Here is a 23306-nt window from a genome sequence, read left to right as displayed (position 1 = left end):
ACCACGATGTCGCCCTCAGGTAGCCGACGAAACGGTGGTCACGCCACCGCCTTGACGCCGTCCGCCGCGCGCTGCTCGGCCTGCCCTCCGGCGGTGCGCCGCTCGGCCGGCACGTCACCGGCGGGGTCCGGCCGGTGCGGGAACCGCCGTTGGTGGGCAACGCCGAGGACGACGCCGGCGGCCACCAACACGATTGCCGCGACCGCGACCGCCGGGTAACCGAGCCGGTCGGCCGCCGCGAGACCGATCGACGCCGCCACGAACGAGCAGACCAGGCCGAACGACGACAGGACGGTGAAGTCGGTGCCGCCGGTGTCGGGCCGTGAGTAGTCCATGTTGACCGTGTAGAGCACGACGTTGGCGATGGTGTAGGCCGCCATGAAGCAGCCGAGCGCGGCGACCGTCCCACCCAGCGGCGCCCGGCCGTTCATCAGCGGCAGCAGCAGCACCGTCGACACCGTGAGCGCGACACCACCGGCCACGAGGACGCCGGCACGCCCGAACCGCCCGATCCCGAGCCCCGCGACCAGACCCGCCACGATGGCCGGGACGCTTGTCACCACGCCGGTCACGACGCCGATCCGACCCAACGACCACCCGGCGTCGACAAGCGCCGGGGTGACCAGGGCGTACGCCATCCCCGCGCCGACGTAGACAAGCGGCACCACGCCGAACGTCCACAGGCGGCAACCCGGCTGGCGGAACACCGACAGCAGCGCCCGGTAGGCCGCGCCGACCCGTTCCACCCGATCGGTACGGGGCGGCTCCCGGAACCGCCACACCACGAGCAGGCCCACCGCCGTCATCGCGGCCAGCAGGCCGATCGCCGGCACCCAGCCGAGATGGTCATAGACCAGGACGCAGGCGCCGCCGCCGAGCAGGTTGCCGAGGTAGCTCGCGGCGACCTGGATGCCGTTGCCGGTCCCCCGGGCCGAGTCGGCGAGCATCCGGACCGCGACGGCGTCCACGGCGATGTCCTGGGTGGCCGAGAAGAACACGTACGCGGCGCAGATCGCGACGATCGGGCCGAGCGCGTCGGCCGGGCTGGTGAACGGCAGCAACGCCAGCAGGGCGAGCACCAGGGCGGTCTGCAGCACGAGCAACCAGGATCGGTAGTGGCCGCGGTGCCGGGAGCCGTACCGGTCCAGGATCGGCGCCCAGAGGAACTTGATGGGCCAGATCAGGCCGACGACCTGCAACAGCGCCAGGGTGTCGAGCGAGGTGCCACCGTCGCGCAGGATCGCGGTGAGCCCGACGGTGATGAAGCCGACGCCGAGGTACTGGGTGACGTACAGCGCGGTCAGGGTGCCGAGGCGGCCCTTCATGCCGCTTTCCAGTAGCCGAGGGAGGTCAACCGGTCCTTGTCGACACCGAGCGTCTTCCGGATGTGTCGGCTGAGACCCCGGGTGGTGGCCGCCTCGCAGGCGACCCAGTAGTGGCCCGCACCGCTTGTCGGCAGGGCCGCGCAGACCGTGTCGACGAGGTGTTGACCCTCGTCGCGCCGTGGCACCCAGGTGACCTCGTGGTGCGCCCGGGCCCGCAGCGCGAGCGCCTTCTCGCCCTCGTGGGCGTACTCCAGCCAGACCGTCGCCGGGATGTCGGCACCGGCGTCGAGGAGGCTGTTGACCGCCGGCAGCGAGGCCGCGTCGCCGACCAGGTAGAGGTGCTCGGGCGCGGGGTCGGGCAACTCGAAGGCGCTGCCCTGCACCGTCGCGCCGATGGTGTCGCCGACCTGGGCCGTGGTGGCCCACCGGGCCGCACAGCCGTCGTGGATGGCGAATTCGAGGGTGAATCGGCCGGTGGAGGGGTCGGGGTCGACAAGCGTGTAGGCGCGCTGGTGCGCCCGACCGTCGTTGTCGAACCACAGCCGGATCCACATGGTGGGGTGCACCCCGCACGCCTCCAGCAGGCCGCCTCCGTCCAGGACGAGCCGCTGGTAGTGCCCGTCGACTGACTCGGTGCTCAGGACCGTCAACTGAAAGTCCCGCCCTCCCATGGCCTTGAGGACCAGGGCCTCCCAGTTCCGCTTCACACACCCCTCCAGGTAAGGTCATCCTTGGTTAGGGGAGGTTAACCTAAGTTGCGCCCCGGATGGAACAGAGGACAGCACCCGATGACCTACCAGGAGAAGATCGCCGGTCTCGGCGAGCTGTCGTTGGTGACCGTGGACCCCGACCGGGACGCCGCCCTCCTGCACGGCTGGGTCACCCTGCCCCGCAACTCCTTCTGGGGCATGGGTTCGCACAGCCTCGAAGAGGTCCGCGAGATCTACGCCTTTGTCGACAGCCTGCCCACCCACCACGCGTACCTGATCATGGTCGCCGGGGAGCCGGTCGGCCTCTTCCAGAGCTATCAGCCCGAGGCGGACCCGGTCGGCGAGCGCTACCCCGTCCAGCCCGGCGACGTGGGGATGCACCTGCTGCTCAGCCCCGACCGACGCCTCGCCCGCAGCCTCACCAACGCGGTCGGCCCGGCGGTGGCCCGCTTCCTGTTCCTCGACCCGGCCGCGCAGCGGATCGTGGTCGAGCCGGACATCCGCAACCACCTCGCCCTGCGCCGTCTGGAGATCGAGGGCTTCACCTTCGACTCGGAGATCGACATGCCGGACAAGCGGGCGCAGCTCGCGTTCCTGACCCGCGCCCGGTTCACGGCGAGACACCCCGCCTCGGCCTGACCCCCAACGCGGACCCGTCGACGCTGACGGTGACCGTCAGCTGTTGGCGTTCCAGAAGCCGACGAGGGTCGCGGTCCACCAACCGATCTGCGAGATCGTGGCGGCGGCGACACCCGGCAGCAGTGCGGACCAGGGCGGGCGACCCCGTACGGCTACGAGCCGATCCCGCACCCGGCCGAGGAACAGCCCGTTGACGCCAACCACAAGCACCGCGAGCAACTTGACCCAGATCAGCCCGGACGACGTGTCCGGCCCCAGTGCGGCGCCACTGGCGAGCAGACCCACCAGGCCCAGCCAGATGAGCAGGTGCGCGCCGCGTGCGGCGGTCAGCACCGTACCGAGCGGTTCCCGGCGCAGAACCCACCGGAGGCTGAACCAGTCCACCGTCAGCACCGCTCCGAAGCCCACCACCAGGCAGGTCAGGTGGCAGAAGAGGGCAACCATCCGCGCAGTCGGCGACAGGGTGACGTGCGGTGCGACGAGGACCGCGAGCAGCCACCCCAGACCGACAGTCAGTATCGAGGCGATGACCGTGGCGCGGCCGGCCGCCCGACGGTGACCACCACGCCACCCCGCCGCCGGCACCGAGGCGACCGTGCCCGGCGGCGGTGCGCTCCGGGCCCGGTGCGTCGCGCGCCGGGCCGGGCGGACCGCGCCCGACGTGACGGCTCGGTGGGTGGCCCGGGACGCCCGGACCGCGGGGTGGACGTCGGCAGGCAGGTCAGACGTCCGCATCGGCCGGTCTCCTGAGCCGCATGCTCAGCCGCCCGGTGCAGCGGCGGGCGCCCCCGGCCGGTTGTCGAGCGTGCTCAGCTCGGCGGCCCGCGCCTGCTGGATCCGGCCGGCGAGCGCCTTCAGCTCCGGGCTACCCCCAGCGGTCTGTTCACCCCGGCACAGCACAACTGTCTGCGCGAGGTGTGCCCGGATCAGGGCAGCCGCCCGGGACGGCACCTCGGCGTCCGGGGCGGCACGCAGCTCGGCGAGGCTGGCATCGGTGACCATGCCGGGCATCTGGTGCCCCTCGTGGATGTTCAGCTCCGGCACGTTACCCGCGGCCAACAGCCCACGCAGGTCCCGCAGCTCCGCCTGGTGAGCCTTCCGGACCGCACCGAGGAGGGCCCGCAACGACGGGTCCGCGGCCGTCGGTCGGGTGTCGAGCTGGTCGATGAGCGCGAGCGCGCCCTCGTTCATCGGGATCAAGAGTTGGATGAACGCGTCGTCGGTGCCGTTGAGCAGCACCGGCGCGGTCGGCACCGCAGCGGCCGACGAACCCGGGGCCGACGCTGCGGCCGACGACGGCGTCGACGCCTGGTCGGTGCGGCCCCAACCTTGGGTGAGACCGACGGTCAGCGCCGTGGCGACAAGTGTCGCGACGACGCCGACCATCCGACCGGTACGGACGCGGCGGTCACCGCGCTCCGCCGCGAACCGCTCGTCCACCCGTTCGCCGCCGCTCACCGGGCGGCTTGGAAGGCGCGGCCGACAAGGGTTGCCTGGGCTCCGTCGCTGAACAGACCGGACCTGTCCTTGTCCGTGGCGGGCAGGCCGAACCAGGCGTAGCGCTGGAGGTAGGAGAGCTGGCCGAGCATCGTGGTGGCCGCCGTGAGGAAGGCGGCCTGCTGCTCCTGACTGGGGAACTGCGCGCCGTCCGCGCCGAAACGGATCAGCGCGAACTCGGTCAGCCAGATGGGCTTCCGGTACCGCTGGTAGACGGCCTGTAGGTACTGCCGGAGCTGGGCCACGGCGGCGGCGGTCGTGAAGTCGGCGCCGAACCAGTGCAGCGTGATGAAGTCCACCCGGTGACCGCGGGACTCGGCGCCGGTCATGAACCGGTCCAGCCAACCCTGCGGGTCCGGCGCACCCCAGGCGACCGCTGGGCTGCCCAGCTTGCTGCCCGTCGCCATCAGCTGCGGCCACAGGTCCAGCGCCCGCTCGACAGTCATGTTCGCCTGCTCGGGCAGGTCCGGCTCGTTGAAGGTGAGCAGGTACGGCCCGGCGGCCTTGGCCCGAGCCAGCTCCGTGGCGGTGACGTTCTCCGCACTGCGGATCATCGGCACGAACGTCGTACCGCGCGGGGTGCTGATCCCCGGGTGCTGGGTGCCCCAGGTGTAGTACCAGCCGGCCCTGGAGTTCGCCAGGGCCTGACTCGCCCCGGCGAAGTTCCACACCCCGACGCCCTTGCGTACGGAGCTGGCCACCGGCGCGACCGGAGCCTTCGTCGAGGGCCGTGCGCTTGGCGAGGGCGCGACGCTCGGGGCGGCGACGGCGGTGGGCGCCGCGGACGGCGGGGCCGCCCATGAGGGCGCGGACGGCTCGTCCGGCAGGATCACCACCGCCGTGGTGATGGCCAGGACGGCGGCGGCGACACCTGCGGCGAGGGACGGCACGAGGCCACGGGGTCGGTTCACCGCGAGGTCGACGACGCTCGGGCCTGCACCCGCATCACCGGGCGGCGTCGGCCCGGCAGCGGGGCCGGCCGTCGGGCCGGGAGGCGTGAGCGCCTGCGCGGCGGCCGCGGGGGTGGCCGCGCTGGGCAGGTGCGCGCCGAGACCCGCCGGCAGCGGCAGCAAGGGCAGGCCGGCGAGCAGCCTGTCGATCGGCAGCAGCGTGGTTCCCAGCCGACCGCAGTACGCGCAGTCGCGGACATGCCGGGCCAGTCGCTTGCGCCACAACGAACTGGGCGTGCCGTCCCACTCGGCGGTCACGGTGCCCAGGTCCGGGCAGCCAGGCCGGGCGCGCAGCGCGCGTACGACGCCGCGGGCGCTCTGGATCTGGTCCTTCATCCGGTGGATCCGCACCGCCACGTGCCCGGGTGACAACCCGAGCGCGTCGGCGACCTCGTTCCGGGTGATCTCGCCGGTCTCCTCCAGCCACCACAGCGACAGCAGTTCCTGGTCGTCCGGGTCGAGCCAGCGGGTCGCCTCGGCGACCTCGCGTCGTTGGTCGGTGAGGCCGAGCCGGAGGATCGTCATCCCCGCGAAGTCGGAGGCGGGGTCGGGCACGTTGTGGATCACGTCGAGCCCGGCGTCGCGGTTGAGCGCGACCCGTCGGCGCGTCTCCCAGTCCCGCACCTGGCGAATGGTGATCGCCACCAGCCAGGATCGGTACGCCGCCGGGTCGTTGAGCGCGGGTAGGTACCGGATCACCCGTACCAACGTCTCCTGGACCACGTCGTCGACGTCGGCGTGCCCGCGCAGCGCCCGCCCGACGATGTTGTAGACAAGCGGGAGCGACGCCGCGACGACGTCGTCGAGAGCGCGCTGGTCGCCCTGCCGGGCCGCGACGACCGACCCGACATCGGGCAGTGCTCGACCGGCTGACGACATGGGTCTCACTCCTCGTGTGCTCGTCCGCGCGGCGCCCACGCTGGGTGCGCTGACCGCCCTCAGGATCGGAGACTTGCGGCAGCGGGCGGGATTACAGAATTCCTGGGCGGCCGGCCAGTCACAAGCGACGTGAGTCCGTCGGCGGCGCATGCGGAGCGACGGTGCCGGGTATGGTGCCGGGTGTCGGTGTCGCCGGGCGTTCGCCCGTGCACAGGACACCTGCATTCGCGCGCCAGCATGCGTCGAAGCGCTCCTCAGGTCACCCGGCGGACATCGCCGAGGCCAGCCGCACCCCTCTCGTAGAGACAGGATCCCTGCATGACATCGAACGACAACGGTCGGTCCGCCCTGTTCCTCGCCACGTCGACGGGCGACGGGCTGGACGGTCCGGCGGTGACCTCCGACAGCAGCGAGGAGGCCATGCGGCGGCTGCGCCACCCGTTCGCGGTGACGCCCGCCCAGCCGGCCCCGGCCGCTGTCGACGCCCCCGATCAGCGCGGCTGATCCACGCCGACCTGCACTGGCTCATACTTTCGGCTAGTTAATGTTCCGACGTTCGGGTAGGGTTCGGTTCATCAAGCGAACGACATGACGCGGTGGCGAGGCCCGTGATCGTCGCCCTGCGACAGCGCACCTTCGCCCGTACGTGCGCTCCGGCGGCAGCCGGGTCGGAGATCCTTCCGGTCGACCCGATCGACGGGCACGTGCGGGAGGGACAACCATGTCCACGATCGTCGAGAACGCCACAAGCACCCAGCCCAGCGAGCGGAGCACCGACCAGAGCCCGGACGACCTCCTCGCCGCCCTGGCGGCGACCCCGCCGCAGGACCCCCGCCGCCCGGCACTGCGGGACCGCACCATCGAGGCGTGGCTGCCGCTCGCGCGGCACCTGGCGCGCCGCTACAGCGGACGTGGCGCACCCGACGACGACCTGGCCCAGACCGCCTCGGTCGGGCTCATCAAGGCCGTGGACAACTTCGACCACAGCCGGGGGATCGACTTCAGTGGGTACGCCATCCCCACCATCATCGGCGAGATCAAGCGGTACTTCCGGGATCGCACCTGGGCGGTGCGGGTACCCCGCCGCCTCCAGGAGCTGCGCCTGTCCATCAGCGCCGCCAACGGCGTCCTGACCCAGACCCTCGGTCGCCTGCCCACGGTTGCCGACATCGCCGCCTACCTCGACGTGTCCGAGGAGACCGTCCTGGAGGGGCTGGAGGGTGCTCGCGCCTACCGGGCCACGTCGCTGTCCACCCCGATCGGCAGCGACGGCAACCGGGAACTCGGCGACACCCTCGGCGACGACGACCACGAGATCGACCTCGTCGAGATCCGCGTCGCCCTCGGCCCGGCCCTCGCCACGCTGCCGGAACGCGAACGCCAGATCCTCAGCCTGCGTTTCCACGGCAACCTCACCCAGGCCCAGATCGCCGACCGGATCGGCGTCTCACAGATGCACGTGTCCCGGCTGATCACCCGCTCGCTGGCCACGCTGCGCCACCGGCTCAGCGACGACGTCGCCGGCTGACCCCCTTTCACAGTTGGACGACGTGCCCCACTCGTGGCGGCGTACGACCGGCGAGAACGTCGAGCCACGCGTGTTGCAGCGCCGCCGGCCCGGCGCCCACCCGGACGTCGAGCCACCCGCTCACCACCTCGGCGAAGCGCTGCCAGGCCTCGGTGAACCGCTCGTCGAGCCCGTCGCGGCCCCAGTCGTGGCTGCGCTTGCGCATCTGCACCGGCGCGAAGAACACCTCCTCGGCGGCGGCGGCGTTTGGCGTCTGGTTGGTGAGCCCGACCGCGATGTCCCGGACCAGCCGGTCACCGAGGCGCCGACGCAGGGCAGCGCGGGTCGAGGCCGCACCGGACAGGTCGAGGTAGACGGCCGGGACCACGTCGAGGGCGTCGACGTCGTCGTACGACACGACCTCGTCGTAGCAGCCGAGCGACCTGGTGAACGCCACGTTGCCGGGTGAGGTGAGACCTACCAGGCGCGGCCCGCGCCCGTGCAGCTCGAACGCGGCGGCGTACGCGGTCTTGCTCGACGCCGACGACACCAGCAGCGCCTCGGCGCCGTAGAAGTCGTTGTCCACGACCTGGTCGGCGAGCATGAACGAGGTGAAGAACAGTGGCCGGAAGAGGATCAGCAGATCCTCCTGGTCGCGCCGGTACGCCGGGTCGCCGGTGGTCGACCGGTACGCGTTGTACGGCGACGGCAACTTGGCCCGGTGCGGGCTCACCTCGCGGAACCCGGACCCGTCCACCCGGTCCGGTCGCACCACGAGGTGACCGGCGGGCGGGAGGTAACCGTAGATCCGCTGCCCCACCTCGACCCCCGCCACCGTCGAGGCGACCACCTCGGCGAAACCCCAGAGCGGCGGGAGGCCCCACTGCGGCCCCAACCCCTGGGCGGACGGCGGGAAGAACTGCCAGTAGCGCATCGCATCGCCGAGCACCGCGTAGGTCACGTTGTTGGCGGTGAGGCCGACACGGTCGACGCGCAGCAGCGCCTCACCGTCGACCAGGGCGGGGGTGGAGCCATCGACGAGCGTGGTCTGCCCGAGATCGTCACGCGCCACGGCGAAGGTCCATGAGTCAGCCATGAGGTGACGCTAGACAGCCCCACGTTCGGAGACAAGTGCACTTCTAGTGCAAAATCCCACCGGGTGCGGTCAGGTTCTGTCCGCGGCCAGGTCACGGAGGTGCGCGAGCGGCAGGTGCGGTGGTCGCCACTCCACGAAGAGGGCTGTCGCGTCGTCCTCCAAGTGGTCGTCCTGGTAGCCGACGACCGCCCGGACCAGGCGACGCATCGTCTCCGGGCTGGGCAACCCGTCGTTGAGGGCGCGGTTGACGAAGTCGACGAGCCGGTCCAGCCCGAACTGCTCGCCTTCCGCGCTGCGGGCGTCGGTGATGCCGTCGGTGTAGGCGAGAATGCGGTCACCCGGGTGCAGATTCTCCACGTGCACCCGCGGTCGGCGCGGGGACAGGTGGCCCAGGCCGAGCGGCAGCGCGGTCGGCCCCGGAAGCTCCCGGACGGCCTTGCCGTCCCGCAGCAACATCGCACCCGGGTGCCCGGCGTTGATCATGCTGAGGTGGCCGGTCCGGCGGTCCAACTCGATCAGCAACCCGGTCGCGAAGAGGTTCGGATGCTCGGCCCGCACCCACCTGTCGATGCTGATCGCCGTGTCGACCAGGTCGAGGCCACACCGACGGGCGTTGCGGTACGCGCTGACCACGAGCGAGGCCAGGGTGCTCGCCTTGATGCCGTGCCCGCAGGTGTCGAAGAGCCCGACGCTGAGCACGTCGTCGTTCAACGCGTAGTCGAAGATGTCGCCGCCGACGTCGTAGCACGGTTCGAGGATGGCGGTGACCACCAGATCGTCGGTGGCGAAGGTCAACGGTGGGAGCAGGCCCCACACGATCTCGGCCGCGACCTGCATCGGCATCCGCCGCCGCATCCGCTCGACCACGTCGCCGTAGAGCCGGCGGTTGACCAGGATCTGGGCGACGTTGACTGCCACCTCCCAGGCCGGACCGTCAGTCGTCGCGTCGGCGGCGGTCGACGAGACGATCTCCAGTACGCCCATCCGCTCACACCCGAGCAGCAGCGGCACCCACATCCGGTCCGGGCTGTCGGGCGCGCGTTGGATGTCGAGGGTGGTGAAGGCCCGGCCGGCGAGCGTCGTCTCGATCGGCAACTGGTCCCGGTCGAGACCCGCACCGAGCAGCGGCACGAGGAGGGTCTGCGTGTAGTCGGCCAGATAGATGACGATCTCGCTGGCGTCGATCGCCGGCGCCGCCCTGGCGACCAGCTGCGACACCTCGTCCGGGCCGCCCCGGGGTGCGTTGAGCTGCAACCAACGCACCACCTCGCCGACGTCAGCCACGCTTCATCTCCCCCATGTCCTCCCCGGTCGCGGGGAGCACGTAGTGCAGGTCGTGAGGCTACCTCGCCCGCCGCACACCTGACCCCTGCCGAGCCGGTGGTCAGGGCTCCAACACCACCTTGCCGGCCCGGCTCCGGGTCTCGGCGAACACCAGCGCGGTGGAGACCTCGGTGAGCGGGTAGCGGGCAGCGATCTGCGGCACGATCACTCCCTGCCGCAACAGATCGAGCACGGTGCCGAGGTCGGCGCGCAGACGCCGGCGGAACGCGGCCGGACGGGTGCGCTGTCCCGCCCAGAAGTTGTAGAAGCCGGCCTGGTGCCCGTTGGGCAGCGCGTTCCAGGTGTAGAGGCGGGCCAACAGCTTCACGAAGACCCACACGACCGACTGCCCGGTGCCCACCGCGGCGGCGTTGCCGTAGACGACAAGCTTGCCGCCGGGGGCGAGCAGGGCGTACGAGGTGCGTACGCCCGGGCCGCCGACCGGGTCGAAGACGGCGTCGACCCCACCTGGCGACAGCTCGCGGACCTGGGCGGCCATGTCCGGGTCGCGGTAGTCGAGCGGTTCGACGCCGAGGTCGCGGAGGCCGGCGTGGTGCCGTGCGGCGGCGGTGCCGATGACCCGCAGGCCGAGGTGTCGGCCGAGTTGGACGAGCACGCTCCCCACGCCGCCGTTCGCGCCGTGCACGAGGATGGTCTGCCCGGCCTTCAGGTCGGCGTCGCGCAGCATCTGCCAGGCGGTCACCCCGTTGACGACGACGGTCTCGGCCTCGGCCGGGTCCAGACCCACGGGTACCGGGGCCAGAGCGTCGATGTCGACAAGGGTGTGTGAGGCCCAGGCGCCGGTCTTGGTGACCGCCGCCACCCGGGTGCCGATCAGCGCGTCGTCGCCGCCGGGACCGACCGCCCGGACCGTGCCGACGAGGTCGTACCCGGGCACGAACGGGAACTTCGGCTGGCCGGGGTAGAGCGCGTGGCGCATCTGCTGCTCGGCGAACGAGATCCCGGTGGCCTCGACCTGGACGAGCACCTGCCCCCGGTCGGGGGTGGGCATCGCGCGTCGGTGCAGCAGGAGGCCCTCGGGCTCCACCACGCCGGGCAGTACCACTTCGGTGATCATCGTGTCGGTGGCCATCGGACTCTCCTTTGTTTGTAAGTGTGCACTCACACACTTCGAAGGTCGAAGAAGTGGGCCGCCGAAGCGGCCCGCACATAGGGTCGGTCAGGGGTGGCGGATGCCTGCGGTCAGGGCCCGAGCCCAGGGCTCCGGAACCTGCTCCAGACCTGCGGTCACGATCAGGTGGCACAACTGGCCGTACGCGAAGAACTGCTGCACCTGCGCATCACTGGCCCCGGCCCGGCTCTGCACGAAGGTCGCGACCCGCCGGTAGCCGGCCCGCACCGCCTCGGCGACCTCCGGGATGTCCGTGACGGCCTGCGCCTGCACCTGGAAGAGCAGCAGGTCGCGATCGGCGATCAGCTCGGCGTACGCACCACCCATGGCGTCGAGGATCTCCTCCGGGCTGCCACCCGCGGCCCGCTCCGCACCCGCCTCGATCGCGTCGGCTATCCGGTCGAAACACGCTCCGGCCGCCGCCACGAACAGCCCGAGCTTTCCGGAGAAGAGCCGGAAGACGTACGCCTCGGAGATGCCGGCAGCGGCCGCCACGGCGGTGACCGGGGTGGCGTGGAAGCCGGCGCGCGCGAACACCGAGACCGCGGTGTTCAGGACGGTGGCCCGGCGGGCCTCGGCGGTGGATCGCATGTTTGTAAGTGTGCACTCACTAACAACGCTCGTCAAGCCCCGGGCTCACTCCAGCGGATAGAGGCGGGCCGGATCGCCGGGTCGGAGACTGTCCGGCACGTCGTCCACGCCGCTGGCGGCGATCGAGCCGAGCAGCGCCAACGAGCGGGCGGACTCCGTGCCCGGCTCGGCGTGGTAGATCACCAGCAGTTGCCCGTCGGCGCCCGCCACCGCGAGCTTGTCGCAGTACAGGTCGAGGTCGCCCACCTCGGGGTGGTGCAGCCGGCTCACCACGCCCTCCCGTCGACGCACCTCGTGGCGCGCCCACAGCTGCCGGAAGCAGTCGCTCTTGAGTGACAACTCGCCCACCAACGCCGTCAACCGCGGGTCGTCGGTGGCTCCACCCGAGTCGGCACGCATCTGCCCCACCACGCTCTGCATCGCCTGCCGCCAGTCGCGGAACAGCTCCCGCTCGGCCTCGTCCAGGAACACCGCGAGGAGCCGGTTGGAGCCCGGGGCGAGATTCGGCGACAGCGCCCTCGCCATCGGGTTCGAGGCCAGGATGTCGAGGTAGCGGTTCTGCACGAAGGCCGGCATGGAGAGCTGGCGCAGCAGGTGCAGGATGCTGGCCGGCACCCGCTCGGCGGCGGGTCGGGCCGCCCGGCGTGACCGCGCACGGCTCAACCCGATCATGTACGCGGTCGCCTCCGGATCGAGCCGCAGCACCCCGGCGAGGGCATCGAGAACCTGCACCGAGGGGTGCCTCTCACGCCCCTGCTCCAGGCGGAGGTAGTAGTCGGCGCTGATGCCGGCCAGCATCGCCACCTCCTCACGGCGCAGCCCCGGCACCCGGCGCAGGCCCACACCCGGGCCGAGCCCGACGTCCTCGGGTCGGGTCTGCTCGCGGCGGGCACGCAGGAAGTCGCCGAGCGGGTTCGTCGCGTCCATGCCACCGACGGTAGATCGCCGGACGGCCCGGTGGCTGGCTGTGTCACTACCAGGAACAGCTCGCCCTGCCGCCCAGGTCGGCCCCGGCGCACAGTCGTCGAGGGCCGGTTGCGAGCGGCCCCCGGACGTCACGACGATCGACAGGAGGACGACATGAGCGAGAACCTTCCCGGTGATGCCCTCACCCCGGCTGACGGCCTCACGCTGAGCCGGATGGGCTACGGGGCGATGCAGCTGGCCGGCCCCGGTGTCTTCGGCCCGCCCCGCGACCGTGAGCAGGCGCTGGCCGTGCTCCGCCTGGCCGTCGAGCTGGGCGTCCGGCACATCGACACCAGCGACTTCTACGGGCCGGTCGTGGTCAACGAACTGATCCGCGAGGCGCTCCACCCGTACCCCCGGGGTCTGCATCTGGTCACCAAGGTCGGCGCGCGACGCGGCGCCGACGGCTCCTGGATCCCGTCTCTGGCGCCGGACGACCTCAAGGCCCAGGTCCGGGAGAACCTTCAGCACCTCGGCCTGGATGCCCTCGACGTGGTCAACCTGCGGGTGGGGGCGGCACACGGCGCCAGCGAAGCACCGCTCGGTGCGCAGTTCGCCGCCCTGGCCGAGCTGCGGCAGGACGGTCTGATCCGGCACCTGGGGCTCAGCAACGTCACGCTCGACCAGCTCACCGAGGCCCAGGCCATCGCCCCGGTGGTCACGGTGCAGAACCACTACAACCTCGCCAACCGGCTGGACGACGCCCTTGTCGACAGGTGCGCGGCGGAGAACATCGCGTTCGCGCCGTACTTCCCGCTCGGTGGGTTCACGCCGTTGCAGTCCGACACGCTCGAGGGCGTGGCCGCCCGGCTGGGTGCCTCGCCGCAGCAGGTCGCCCTGGCCTGGTTGCTCCAGCGGTCCCCCGCCATCGTGCTGATCCCCGGCACCTCGAGCGTGGCGCACCTGCGGGAGAACCTGGCGGCGGCCGATCTGGAACTGCCGGCCGACGCCGTCGAACAGCTGGACGGGATCGCCGCCTAGCTAGTGCTGGTGCGGCCGGTTGCGGATGAGGGCGAGCGCGAGCACGGCGGTGACGAGGAAGACGACCCCGGTGACCCGCAACCCGGCCTGCACACCCGAGGTCAGCGCCTCGGCGATCGCCGCCCGGACCGGGTCGGGTAGCGGTTGCCCGCCGTTGGCACCGGAGGCCACCGCCGCCTGCACCGCGGTACGGGTGGGTTCGGCGACCTGGTGCGCGGCGAGCCGGTCCGGCAGGTCGGCCACCATCGTGGTGGTGAGGAGCGTGCCGAGCAGGGACGAGCCGAGCACCGAGCCGACCTGTCGGGCGGCGTTGACCGCCCCGGAGGCCATGCCCGCCTGGGCTGGCGCGACGCTCGCCAACGCCGCCGCCGTCGCCGGCGCCACCACCAGAGCGCTGGCCGCGCCGAACAACGCGAACAGCGGCCAACGGTCACCGAACGACGTGGTCGGTCCCTGGTTCGCAAGCGCGAAGCTGGCCACCGCGCCGAGGACCAGACCGAGGGTCAACGGCGCCTTGAATCCGGTACGACGGATCGCGCGCCCGGCACCGAAGGCAGCGAGCACGTAGGCACCGAAGAGCACCAGCATCCGCCAGCCGGTGTCCAGCGGGCTGAGCGCCTGGGCACGTTCGTGGAAGAGGACCAGCAGGATCGCGACGCCGGTGAAGCCGAACAGCGACACCGCGCCGACGACCATCACCGCGCTGAACGACAGAGACCGGAACAGCCGTACGTCGAGCATCGGCGCGCTGGTTCGCAGCTCGACGAGCACGAACGCGACAAGTGCGACAGCCGCGACAGCCCAGGCTGTCGCCACCACCGGGCTGGTGTAGCCGACCTTGCCGCCCTGGATCAGCGCGTAGACGGCGGACGCGATGGCGACGGTGCCCAGCAGCAGGCCGGGCACGTCGAGGCGGGCGGCGATCGGCCGCGACTCGGCCACCCCGACGACAGCGACGACGAGCGTGATCAGGCCCAGCGCGATCGTCGACAGGTAGACGCTGTGCCACTGGTAGTGGTTTAGCAGGGCGCCGGCGATGAGCGGGCCGACCGCGAGCCCGATGCCGGACGCCGCCGACCACGCCGTGATGACCTCGGTCCGGCGGTGCGGGTCGGTGAAGGTCGCGCCGAGGATCGCCAGGCTGTTCGGCAGGATCAGGGCCCCACCGAGGCCGGCGACCAACTGCCCCACGATCACCCACCCGACGGTCGGAGCGCTGGCCACGACCCCTGCGCCGACGATCATCGCGACGACCCCGGCACCGAACATGCGCTTACGCCCGTAGCGGCTGCCCAGAGTGGCCGCGGAGAGCACGACGCTCGCCACCATCAGGGTGTACGCACTGGGGATCCAGACCAGGGTGGTCGGGTCGACCCGCAGGTCCCGCTGGATCGTGGTCAGCGCGGAGACCGTAGCGGTGATCTGCAGGAACGTGATCATCGCGCCCAGGCACATGGCGACGAGGGTCACCGAGCGGGAGCCGCGCAGGGTTCGTCGGGCGGCGCTTGTCGCTCCGGGCGGTCTCGGGGCCGGGTTCGTGGTGCTGGTGGTCACTGGCGTCCTCGGAGTGAGTGGGGCTGACTTGCGTCTGCTTAAGCCAGCAATGCACCAGTGAAGCACCTGACTAGCGTCACCGCAAGTCAGGTAAGCTTGGCGACATGGAGGACCTACGGAACGACCGCGACTCCTGGTCGAGCGAGAACTGCTCGGTGGCCCGGGCGATGGACGTCGTGGGCAGCAGGTCGACGGTCCTGATCATGCGCGAGGCCCTGCTCGGCACGCGCCGCTTCGACGACTTCGTCCGTCGGGTCGGCGTCGGCGAGCCCGCCATGGCCGCCCGACTCAAGGAGATGGTCGCCGCCGGGCTGCTCGAACGAATCCCGTACCGGGAGCCGGGTCAGCGCACCCGCCAGGAGTACCAACTCACCCGCAAGGGCCGCGAACTCATGCCCGTCATCACCGCCCTGCGCAACTGGGGCGACACCTGGGCCGCCACCGACACCGGCCCCTCAATCGTCGCCACCCACCACGACTGCGGCGCGCCGATCCACGCGGTGCTCCGCTGCGCGGCCGGCCACGACGTAGTGGACGGCGACACCGACATCACCGCCGGCCCAGGCCTCGTCCGACTCGACTGACCACTGCACTGCCGGCCCAGCGACCCTTCGCCACCCGGTCCCGGCTTACCCCTCGCCAGCCGCGCGCTCGTAGGCGGCCCCTTGCGATGCGTCCGCCCTGACCAGCACGGCGAGTCGCGGCGGCTGCGCACGGGCGCGACACGGGCGGCGCGGACGCCCTACGGGAGGCGCGCGCGGCGCGGGAGGCGCGGGAGGCGCGGGAGGCGCGGGAGGCGCACAAGGTCGAGGCACGGGCGCGGCACGGCACGGGCGGCACAGCGCGGGCGGCGCAACGCGGGCGCGACGCGGCGTGCTCACCGCAGGGCAGGAGCGCGGGGGCGCGGGCGGCACATCGATCATGGTCAACCGAAAATGTCGTACACCTGTTCTAGTGTTGGGTCATGGTTGAGGAGTTGGCGCAGGCAGACAATGCCGTCGTCGCCTGCACAACCGCCGCCACCTGGGCGCTGCCTGAGCACGAGCTGATCGCCGCTCTCGACGCCGCGCACCGCCTGGAGCAGCGTCTTGCCGCCGTCAAACTCGCCCTGATCCGCGAGATCGACGGCCGCGGCACCGCCCGCGCCCAGGGCGCATCCTCCACCGCCGTATGGCTACGCGAACGGTTACGGCTGACCGTGCCCGCTGGCCGCCGCCTGGTCGACGTCGCCACCGCCCTCGACGTCGGCAACCCCGGGATCCGGCAAGCCCTGGCCGATGGCGTCATCAGCCTCGACCAGGCCCGGGTCATCGCCGACACCGCCACCACCGTGCACGCCACCGCTGGCGCCGAGGCCACCGAGAAAGCCGTCAGTCTGCTCGTCGACTGGGCCGGGCAGTTCGAGCCCAACCTGCTGCGCAGACTCGGCAGCCGCATCCTCGACCATGTCGCCCCCGACCTTGCCGACGCCGCTGCGAAAGCGGCCCTGGACGCCGAAGCCGCCCGCTCTGCCCGCGACCGCCATCTCACCCTGTCCGAGCAGACCGACGGTCGTCTCCGACTCACCGGCACCCTCGATGCCGAAACAGCAGGGCTGCTACGCGCCGCCATCGACCCGTTGACCGCGCCATCAGGCTCCGACGATCAACGGTCCCCCGGGCAACGCCGGCATGACGCGCTCGCCGACGTCTGCCGACTCAGCCTGCGCACCGCCGAGCTTCCCGAACACGGTGGCGATTCCGCCCAGATCGTCGTCACCACCACCTACGACGCGCTCGCGGCCAAGCTCGGCGCCGGCACCCTCGACACCGGCCTTCAGGTCACCCCGCAGACGGTACGGCGGCTCGCCTGCGACGCAACCCTGCTGCCCGCCGTCCTCGGCGGCGCTGGCCAGATCCTCGACGTCGGGCGACAACGCCGCCTCATCACCGGCCCCCTCCGCCGCGCCCTCGTGCTGCGCGACAAGGGGTGCACGTTCCCCGGCTGCGACCGACCGCCCCGCTGGTGCGACGCCCACCACATCGAACACTGGGCCGACGGTGGCCAGACCAGCCTGACGAACGCTGTGCTGCTCTGCGGCCACCACCACCGACACCTTCACCACAGCGGCTGGACAGTTCGACTCGCGAGCGACGGCCAACCCGAATTCACCGCACCCGCCTGGCTCGACCCCGAACAAGTCCCCCGCCGCAACCACTACCACCAGCGGACATAGGACAAGCGAGCCGAAGCTGACCGCACCGCACCGCAGCGCGCCGGGCCGCGCCGGGCCGGGCCGCGCCGGGCCGCGCCGGCAATCAGTCCGGAAATGACGCGCAAAGTACCCGTTGTGTTACGAGCTTGTTTCCAAGATGACAGCCAGGTTACGGACGCTTCTCGATGATCGGTGCCGATCCTAGGTTTCGGCCACCGTCATCAGTCGTGACGGCCGGCACCGAACGTGGAGGCAACGACGTGCCACAACCGAACGCACATCGGACCGGACGGGCCAGGTACGGGGTCAGCATGCTGGCCGTCGTGGCGCTGACCGCAGCCGGTCTGACCAGCCTGCCCGCCAGCGCCACCGCCGCGCCGGCCGGCAGCGGTCCGACTGCCCGCTACCTCGTCCAGCTCGACGATGAGCCGCTCGCCACGTACACCGGCGGGGTTCCCGGGATCGCGGCGACCAAGCCGGCCGGCGGGGCCAAGCTGAACCGCACCTCCGGGAACGCCAACGCGTACCGGGATCACCTGCGCCGGCAGCGTAAGTCGGTGTTGGACCACGTCGGCGTGCCGGCCGAGCGCACCCGCGTCACCCTGGAGACCGCGTTCAACGGCTTCGCCGCCGACCTGACCGGGCCGCAGGCCGCCCGGCTGCGGGCGACCGCCGGTGTCCGAGCGGTGTACGAGAGCCGCAAGGTGCACGCCACCACCTCACACACACCCGACTACCTGGGCCTGACCGGCAAGGGCGGGGTGTGGAAGAAGGAGTTCGGTGGGGACTCCCACGCGGGTGAGGGCGTGATCATCGGGGTCATCGACAGCGGCTACTGGCCGGAGAGCGCGAGCTTCGCGCCGCTGCCCAGCCCTCGCCCCGACCAGGCCGTCATCGACGCCAAGTGGAAGGGCACCTGCGACGTCGGCGTGGAAGCGCCGGTCACCTGCAACAACAAGGTGATCGGGGCGCGCTGGTACAACGACAGCGGCATCGCCGAGGCGTTTCCGGACGACTACTCCTCGCCGCGCGACCGCAACGGCCACGGCACCCACACCGCGAGCACCGCGGCGGGCATCCACGGCGTGCGGGCGACGTCCGGCACCCAGGACCTGGGCATGATCTCCGGCATGGCGCCGGCCGCGCGGTTGGCGATCTACAAGGCGCTGTACGACAACGGTGCGGGCGGCGCGACCGGCACCGACATCGACATCGTGCACGCCATCGACGACGCGGTCGCGGACGGCGTCGACGTGATCAACTATTCGATCGGCGACGACACCGAGCAGTTCGGGGCTGTCGACGCGACGTTCTTCAACGCGGCCGCGGCCGGGGTGTTCGTGGCCGCCGCCGCCGGCAACTCCGGCCCGTTCGCCAACACCGTCGACAACTCGACGCCCTGGCTGACGACTGTGGCCGCGAGCACGACCGACCGGCAGAACACCCGGAAGCTCACCCTCGGCAACGGCACCACGATCGCCGGTGTGGGCATGGGCGAGACCGGCGTCGGACCGGCCCGACTGGTCTTCGCGAAGGACAGCGCGGTCGACCCGGACGGCGCGTACGGTGCGGGCCTCTGCGCTGACGACACGTTGGATCCGGCCAAGGTCAAGGGCGCGATCGTGCTCTGCCTGCGCGGCGAGATCCCGCGTACCGACAAGAGCATCGAGGTGGCGCGGGCCGGCGGGGTCGGCATGGTGCTGTACAACGAGGAACTGAACTCGCTCAACGCCGACGTGCAGACCGTGCCGACCGTGCACATCAACGAGGTCGACCTGGCGACTGTCACCGCGTACGTCGCCAAGGGCAACGCCACGGCGACCATCTCGCCGAGCCGGTTGGAGACGGTCGAGGCACCCTCGGTGGCCGCGTTCTCCTCGGCCGGACCGTCCAACCTGAACGCCGGTGAGCTGCTCAAGCCGGACATCAGCGCGCCCGGTCAGGACATCGTCGCCGCGTTCTCCCCATCCATCGGCGGCAACGACTTCGCGCTGGAGTCGGGCACCTCGATGGCGGCGCCACACATCGCCGGTATCGCCGCCCTGCTGCTGGCCAAGCACCCCGACTGGTCGCCGGCGGCGGTCCGCTCGGCGCTGATGACCAGCGCCGTGGACAAGACCGACAAGGGCAACCCGATCAAGATCGGCACGTACGACGCGACCCCGCTCAACTACGGTGCCGGCCAGGTGGAGCCGGGCAGCGCCTTCGACCCGGGCCTGGTCTTCGACTCCAACCAGCAGGACTGGATCCAGTACCTGTGCGGGGTGTCCGCCGACCGGGGCGGCGACTACGGGCTCGGTGAGCTGGACGGTTGCGACACGGTCGGCGCGATCGACACGGCGCAGCTCAACTACCCGTCCATCTCGCTCGGCCGGATGGTGGGCAAGCAGAGCGTGACCCGTACGGTCACCAATGTCAGCGACAAGACCAGCACGTACACCTCGTCGGTGCAGGCTCCGCCGGGCTACAAGGTCACGGTCACGCCGAAGAAGCTACAGATCCGTCCGGGCGGCAGCGCCCGCTTCACCGTCGAGGTCACCAACACCGGCGGGGCGTTCGACACCTGGGCCGACGGTTCGTTGACCTGGCGCGACCAGTTCAAGCACGAGGTACGCAGCCCGCTCGTCGTACACAATTCCGGTCTGGTCGTCCCCGATGCCATCACCGGCAAGGGCACCTTCGGCAGCGTCCGGGTCGCCGCCGAGGTCGGCTACAAGGGACAGCTGATCTCCCAGCTCTCCGGTCTGACCTCCGGTACTAGCACCGCGGTGACCCTGAAGGGCGACGGGCCGAGCTGGGACTGGAGCACGTCGAACAACCTGCCGGTGCCGCTGCCCGCGTCGATCAGCAGGACCACCCTGCACGTCCCGGCCGGCACCCGCAGTCCGGAGATCCACGTGACGTCGGCACGACCCACCTGCTCCCACATCGACTGGGACGACGAGGAGGGCGTGATGGAGTGCACCGAGTTCAGCCTCAACGTCTACGACACGTCCGGGAAGTTCGTCACCGCCACGGCCAGCACCCGGATCGGCGCCAAGGTCACCCTGCCGGACGGTGCGGGTGACTACATCGTCGTCGTCGAGCAGGAGTTCACCGAGAACATCAAGGACGGCGCGAACGCGTACACCATCACCAGTTACCTGCCGGGGGCACCCGGCACGTCCACCGGCCGGTTCACCATCGACCCGAAGCAGCGTTCCGTGCAGCCGGGCGCGACGGCGAACCTGACCCTGCGCTGGTTCGGCCTCGCCCCGGGGCAGCGCTACGTCGGCCTGGTGGAGTTCCGCAACGGTGACGGCTCGCTGAAGACCGTGCCCGTCACCATCCAGTCCTGACTGCACCCCCCACCCGGCGGATCGGCGTGTGACCCAGGTCACCGCCGGTCCGCCGGCCCACCGTCCCGCCACGCAGAGGTGATCTGCTCGGCCACGGTGATCGACGGCGACGAGAACTCGGCACGGGGCGGCGGGAGCCCGACTTCCGTCCGCCCCGAACGTGTGCGCGGGCCCGTCGAGTTCGTCGGTCGAGCGGCGGAGCTGGCCCAGTTACGCCGGCTCGTCGAGACTCCGCCCTGCCTGATCCTGCTGGAGGGTGAGCCCGGCATCGGCAAGAGTCGACTCGTCGCCGAACTGCTCGCCGAACTCCCCGGGCGGCACCTCATCGGCGAGTGCGACGACGTGCCGGAACCCTTTCCGCTCGGTGTCCTGCTGGACGCGATCCGGGGCAGCGCCGACCGACTCGGCCCGCTCAGCCCGGTGGCAGGCGCCCTCGCGCCACTGCTGCCCGAACTGGCCGACGTACTGCCGGACGCGCCGCCCCCGTTGACCGACCCGGCGGCCGAACGACATCGCCTGCTCCGCGCCGTCGCGGCGGTGCTCGCCGCGCTGAGCCCCGCCACGCTGCTGCTCGAGGACCTGCACTGGGCGGACCCGGCGACCTGTGAACTCCTCGCCTACCTCAGCACCCACCCGGTGCAAGGGCTGGCCGTGGTGCTGACCGCACGTACGGCGACGCCGGGAAGCAGTACGCCGATCCACGACGCGCTGGCCCGGACTCCCCCGTGGAGCGTCACGCGCGTCCCGCTCAGCCCGTTGGACGCCGACGACGTACGCCGGTTGGCGGCACGCACCCTGCGGCTCGACGATCCGCCGCAGCAGCTCACCGCCACCCTGCTCGACCGCACGGCCGGCATCCCGTTCGTGGTCGAGGAGGTGCTGCGGACGCTCGCCGAGCGGGGCGGTGACCCGTTGGCGGACGACAGTGTCCCGTTCGTCCTGCGCGACGTGCTGCTCTGGCGGTTGCGTCCGCTCGACGAGGCCACCCGGGAGGTGCTCGGCGCGGCTGCCGTACTGGGGATGACACCCGATCAGCGCATCCTCGCCTCGGTGCTCAGCCTGGACCGGACGGCGATCGGCGCGGCCATGACCGCCGCACACCGGGCGGGTCTGCTGCACGACGCCGGGGACGGGCTGCGGTTCCGCCACGACCTGGCCCGGCAGGTGGTGTACGACCTGGTGCCCCGGGAGAGCCGGGAGTGGCTGCACCTGCGTGTGGCACGGGTGTTGGAACAGGAGCTGCCGAGGCCCGTGGCCCAGCTGGCGCACCACTACCGGCTGGCCGGCAGCGGGGCGGACTTCGTCCGCAACGCCGAGGCGGCCGCCGACCTGGCCACCGAACGCGGCGACGACGCGACCGCCGCCGGCTTCCTGCTCCAGACCATGAACGTCGCCGAGCTGCCCCGGCCGGTACGGGTCCGGCTCGCCGCCAAGTTGGGCCGGTCGGCCATCGACGGCCTCAGCCAGGCCGAGGCGATCCCGGTGCTGGAACGGCTGCTCGCCGACCGACGGTTGCCGCCCGGCGCGCGCGGTGAGCTTGGTCTGGTGCTCGGGCGGATGTTGCGCCAGCAGGGCGAGGCGCTGCGCGGGTACACGGAGATCGAGCGTGCCGTGCCGTACCTGCGTGCGCCGCGCCGCAGAGCCCCGGCGCTCGCGGTGCTCGCGGCCCCCGACACCGTCGTCGGCCGGCACGTCGACGACCACTTGGCCCGGTACGCGGAGGCGGAGGCCGCCGCGGAGGCCAGCGGGGATCCGGCGGCGCACCTCGCGGTCCGCATCGCCCGAGCGTCGCTGCTGCTGGAGCTGGGCGACCCGGCGGCCTGGGCGATCATCGCCGAGCTGCGCGCCTCCGCCGAGTTGGCCGACCGGCCCCGCGAGCATGCGCGGGCCTGCCTGAACTGGGCACAGGGCGCGTTGCACGCCGGCCACCCGGCACCTGCCGAAGCACTCCTGGCGGCCGGTCGGGCGCTCGTCGACGAGACCGGGTACGCGCGGCTGACGGCCCTGGTAAAGGCGACCGAACTGTCGCTGGACCGGGCCGCCGGCCGGCTGGACGGGCTCGCCGAACGGCTCGGTCGGCTGGTCGCCAGCGCCGAGCGGATGCCGGTCACCCTGCTGGACGCGCGAGCCGAACTGGCGACCGTCCTGGCCCGTACCGCCGACGGCACCGCGAGCGGCGGCGGTGTGGAGGGGCGCGACGAGGCGGCGGTGGCCGAACGGGCGCTGCGGGAGGTGGTGGCCGACGCCCGGCGGGTCGGTGCGATCTGGCCGCTGGTGCAGGCGCTCTCGACGTTGGCCCGGCTCACCCTCACCCGGCGTTCGGACGAGGCCGTCCGGCACGCGGCGGACGCGCTGTCTCTGGTACGGGAGAAGGGCATCCTGGCGTGGGCTGCCGATGCCGTGTTGGTGCTGGCCGAGGCAGCAGCCGCAGCCGGCGATCCGGGGCGGGCCGCGGGAGCGGTCGCCGAGTTGGAGGCCGGAATCGTGGGCCGGGACGCTCCGCTAGCCCAGGCCGCTCTACGCCGATGCCGGGAACTCGTCCCGGCCTGAGCCCGGCCCGGTCGAGGCAGCCGGACCCGGGTCACCGTGTCGAGCACGAGGCCGGGACGGTGCCGGTGGCGGGC

At 71.8% G+C, this 23306-nt stretch carries 19 protein-coding genes; 8 read left to right on the top strand and 11 right to left on the bottom strand.

All coding sequences use genetic code 11. The features are described from left to right. Positions 1–38: 38 nt before the first annotated feature. Both ACWER9_RS02730 and ACWER9_RS02725 read right to left on the bottom strand, forming a co-directional pair. On the bottom strand, positions 39–1325 hold the full coding sequence (locus ACWER9_RS02730) for an MFS transporter (RefSeq protein WP_452300145.1): 1287 nt from the start codon (positions 1323–1325) through the stop codon (positions 39–41). Further along, a complete protein-coding gene (locus tag ACWER9_RS02725) occupies positions 1322–2032 on the bottom strand; it encodes a siderophore-interacting protein (protein WP_452300144.1) in 711 nt (236 codons plus the stop codon). Before ACWER9_RS02725 ends, ACWER9_RS02730 begins: the two co-directional genes overlap by 4 nt. A gap of 81 nt (positions 2033–2113) precedes the next feature. On the opposite strand from ACWER9_RS02725, the gene ACWER9_RS02720 reads away from it, so the two are divergent. Continuing rightward, complete coding sequence (locus ACWER9_RS02720) at positions 2114–2674, top strand: GNAT family N-acetyltransferase (protein ID WP_452300143.1); 561 nt, start codon at positions 2114–2116, stop codon at positions 2672–2674. A 36-nt stretch (positions 2675–2710) separates the two neighbouring features. Here the strand turns inward: ACWER9_RS02720 and ACWER9_RS02715 are convergent, their stop codons facing one another. Genes ACWER9_RS02715 through ACWER9_RS02705 form a run of 3 tightly spaced genes read right to left on the bottom strand, consistent with a single transcriptional unit; the run spans position 2711 to position 6000 of the window. Next, positions 2711–3409 (bottom strand): hypothetical protein, encoded by a 699-nt coding sequence (locus tag ACWER9_RS02715; RefSeq protein WP_452300142.1) that lies wholly within the window; start codon positions 3407–3409, stop codon positions 2711–2713. Positions 3410–3433: 24 nt separating this feature from the next. After that, a complete protein-coding gene (locus tag ACWER9_RS02710; RefSeq protein WP_452300141.1) occupies positions 3434–4132 on the bottom strand; it encodes a DUF305 domain-containing protein in 699 nt (232 codons plus the stop codon). Beyond that, positions 4129–6000 carry a sigma-70 family RNA polymerase sigma factor gene (locus ACWER9_RS02705; RefSeq protein WP_452300140.1) on the bottom strand — a complete coding sequence of 624 codons (1872 nt, stop codon included), beginning with the start codon at positions 5998–6000 and terminating at the stop codon, positions 4129–4131. The genes ACWER9_RS02710 and ACWER9_RS02705 overlap by 4 nt, the downstream gene beginning before the upstream one ends. A 318-nt stretch (positions 6001–6318) precedes the next feature. On the opposite strand from ACWER9_RS02705, the gene ACWER9_RS02700 reads away from it, so the two are divergent. Both ACWER9_RS02700 and ACWER9_RS02695 read left to right on the top strand, forming a co-directional pair. After that, a complete protein-coding gene (locus ACWER9_RS02700; protein ID WP_452300139.1) occupies positions 6319–6504 on the top strand; it encodes a hypothetical protein in 186 nt (61 codons plus the stop codon). Positions 6505–6721: 217 nt separating this feature from the next. Further along, the gene (locus ACWER9_RS02695) at positions 6722–7528 is read left to right on the top strand and encodes an RNA polymerase sigma factor SigF (RefSeq protein WP_452300138.1); all 807 of its coding nucleotides are present in this window, start codon (positions 6722–6724) and stop codon (positions 7526–7528) included. A 7-nt stretch (positions 7529–7535) separates the two neighbouring features. Here the strand turns inward: ACWER9_RS02695 and ACWER9_RS02690 are convergent, their stop codons facing one another. From ACWER9_RS02690 to ACWER9_RS02670, 5 genes are all read right to left on the bottom strand, one after another. After that, positions 7536–8603, bottom strand: a complete 1068-nt coding sequence (locus ACWER9_RS02690) for a DUF2855 family protein (protein WP_452300137.1) — start codon at positions 8601–8603, stop codon at positions 7536–7538. A gap of 69 nt (positions 8604–8672) precedes the next feature. Continuing rightward, the gene (locus ACWER9_RS02685) at positions 8673–9887 is read right to left on the bottom strand and encodes a PP2C family protein-serine/threonine phosphatase (protein WP_452300136.1); all 1215 of its coding nucleotides are present in this window, start codon (positions 9885–9887) and stop codon (positions 8673–8675) included. A gap of 100 nt (positions 9888–9987) precedes the next feature. Further along, positions 9988–11019, bottom strand: a complete 1032-nt coding sequence (locus tag ACWER9_RS02680) for a medium chain dehydrogenase/reductase family protein (protein WP_452300135.1) — start codon at positions 11017–11019, stop codon at positions 9988–9990. Between the two features lie 87 nt (positions 11020–11106). Beyond that, a complete protein-coding gene (locus tag ACWER9_RS02675; RefSeq protein ID WP_452300134.1) occupies positions 11107–11649 on the bottom strand; it encodes a TetR/AcrR family transcriptional regulator in 543 nt (180 codons plus the stop codon). Positions 11650–11694: 45 nt separating this feature from the next. Continuing rightward, the gene (locus ACWER9_RS02670) at positions 11695–12576 is read right to left on the bottom strand and encodes a helix-turn-helix domain-containing protein (protein ID WP_452300133.1); all 882 of its coding nucleotides are present in this window, start codon (positions 12574–12576) and stop codon (positions 11695–11697) included. Between the two features lie 153 nt (positions 12577–12729). Here ACWER9_RS02670 and ACWER9_RS02665 point away from each other — a divergent pair, with 153 nt between their 5' ends. Beyond that, entirely contained in the window at positions 12730–13596 is an 867-nt protein-coding gene (locus ACWER9_RS02665; RefSeq protein WP_452300132.1) for an oxidoreductase, read from the top strand. Here ACWER9_RS02665 and ACWER9_RS02660 read toward each other — a convergent pair whose 3' ends face one another. Next, positions 13597–15150 carry an MFS transporter gene (locus ACWER9_RS02660; protein WP_452300131.1) on the bottom strand — a complete coding sequence of 518 codons (1554 nt, stop codon included), beginning with the start codon at positions 15148–15150 and terminating at the stop codon, positions 13597–13599. Positions 15151–15254: 104 nt separating this feature from the next. Here ACWER9_RS02660 and ACWER9_RS02655 point away from each other — a divergent pair, with 104 nt between their 5' ends. The 4 genes from ACWER9_RS02655 (at position 15255) to ACWER9_RS02640 (ending at position 23232) form a co-directional block, all read left to right on the top strand. Further along, a complete protein-coding gene (locus tag ACWER9_RS02655; RefSeq protein WP_452300130.1) occupies positions 15255–15734 on the top strand; it encodes a winged helix-turn-helix transcriptional regulator in 480 nt (159 codons plus the stop codon). A 380-nt stretch (positions 15735–16114) separates the two neighbouring features. Beyond that, on the top strand, positions 16115–17365 hold the full coding sequence (locus tag ACWER9_RS02650) for a DUF222 domain-containing protein (RefSeq protein WP_452300129.1): 1251 nt from the start codon (positions 16115–16117) through the stop codon (positions 17363–17365). Between the two features lie 290 nt (positions 17366–17655). Continuing rightward, complete coding sequence (locus ACWER9_RS02645) at positions 17656–20682, top strand: S8 family serine peptidase (RefSeq protein ID WP_452300128.1); 3027 nt, start codon at positions 17656–17658, stop codon at positions 20680–20682. Positions 20683–20844: 162 nt separating this feature from the next. Further along, positions 20845–23232 (top strand): ATP-binding protein, encoded by a 2388-nt coding sequence (locus ACWER9_RS02640; RefSeq protein WP_452300127.1) that lies wholly within the window; start codon positions 20845–20847, stop codon positions 23230–23232. Positions 23233–23306 lie beyond the last annotated feature (74 nt).

The organism is Micromonospora sp. NPDC003944 (assembly GCF_053605225.1).
Note: the sequence above shows the minus strand (reverse complement) of the source record. Positions and strands in the feature narration are given on the sequence as shown.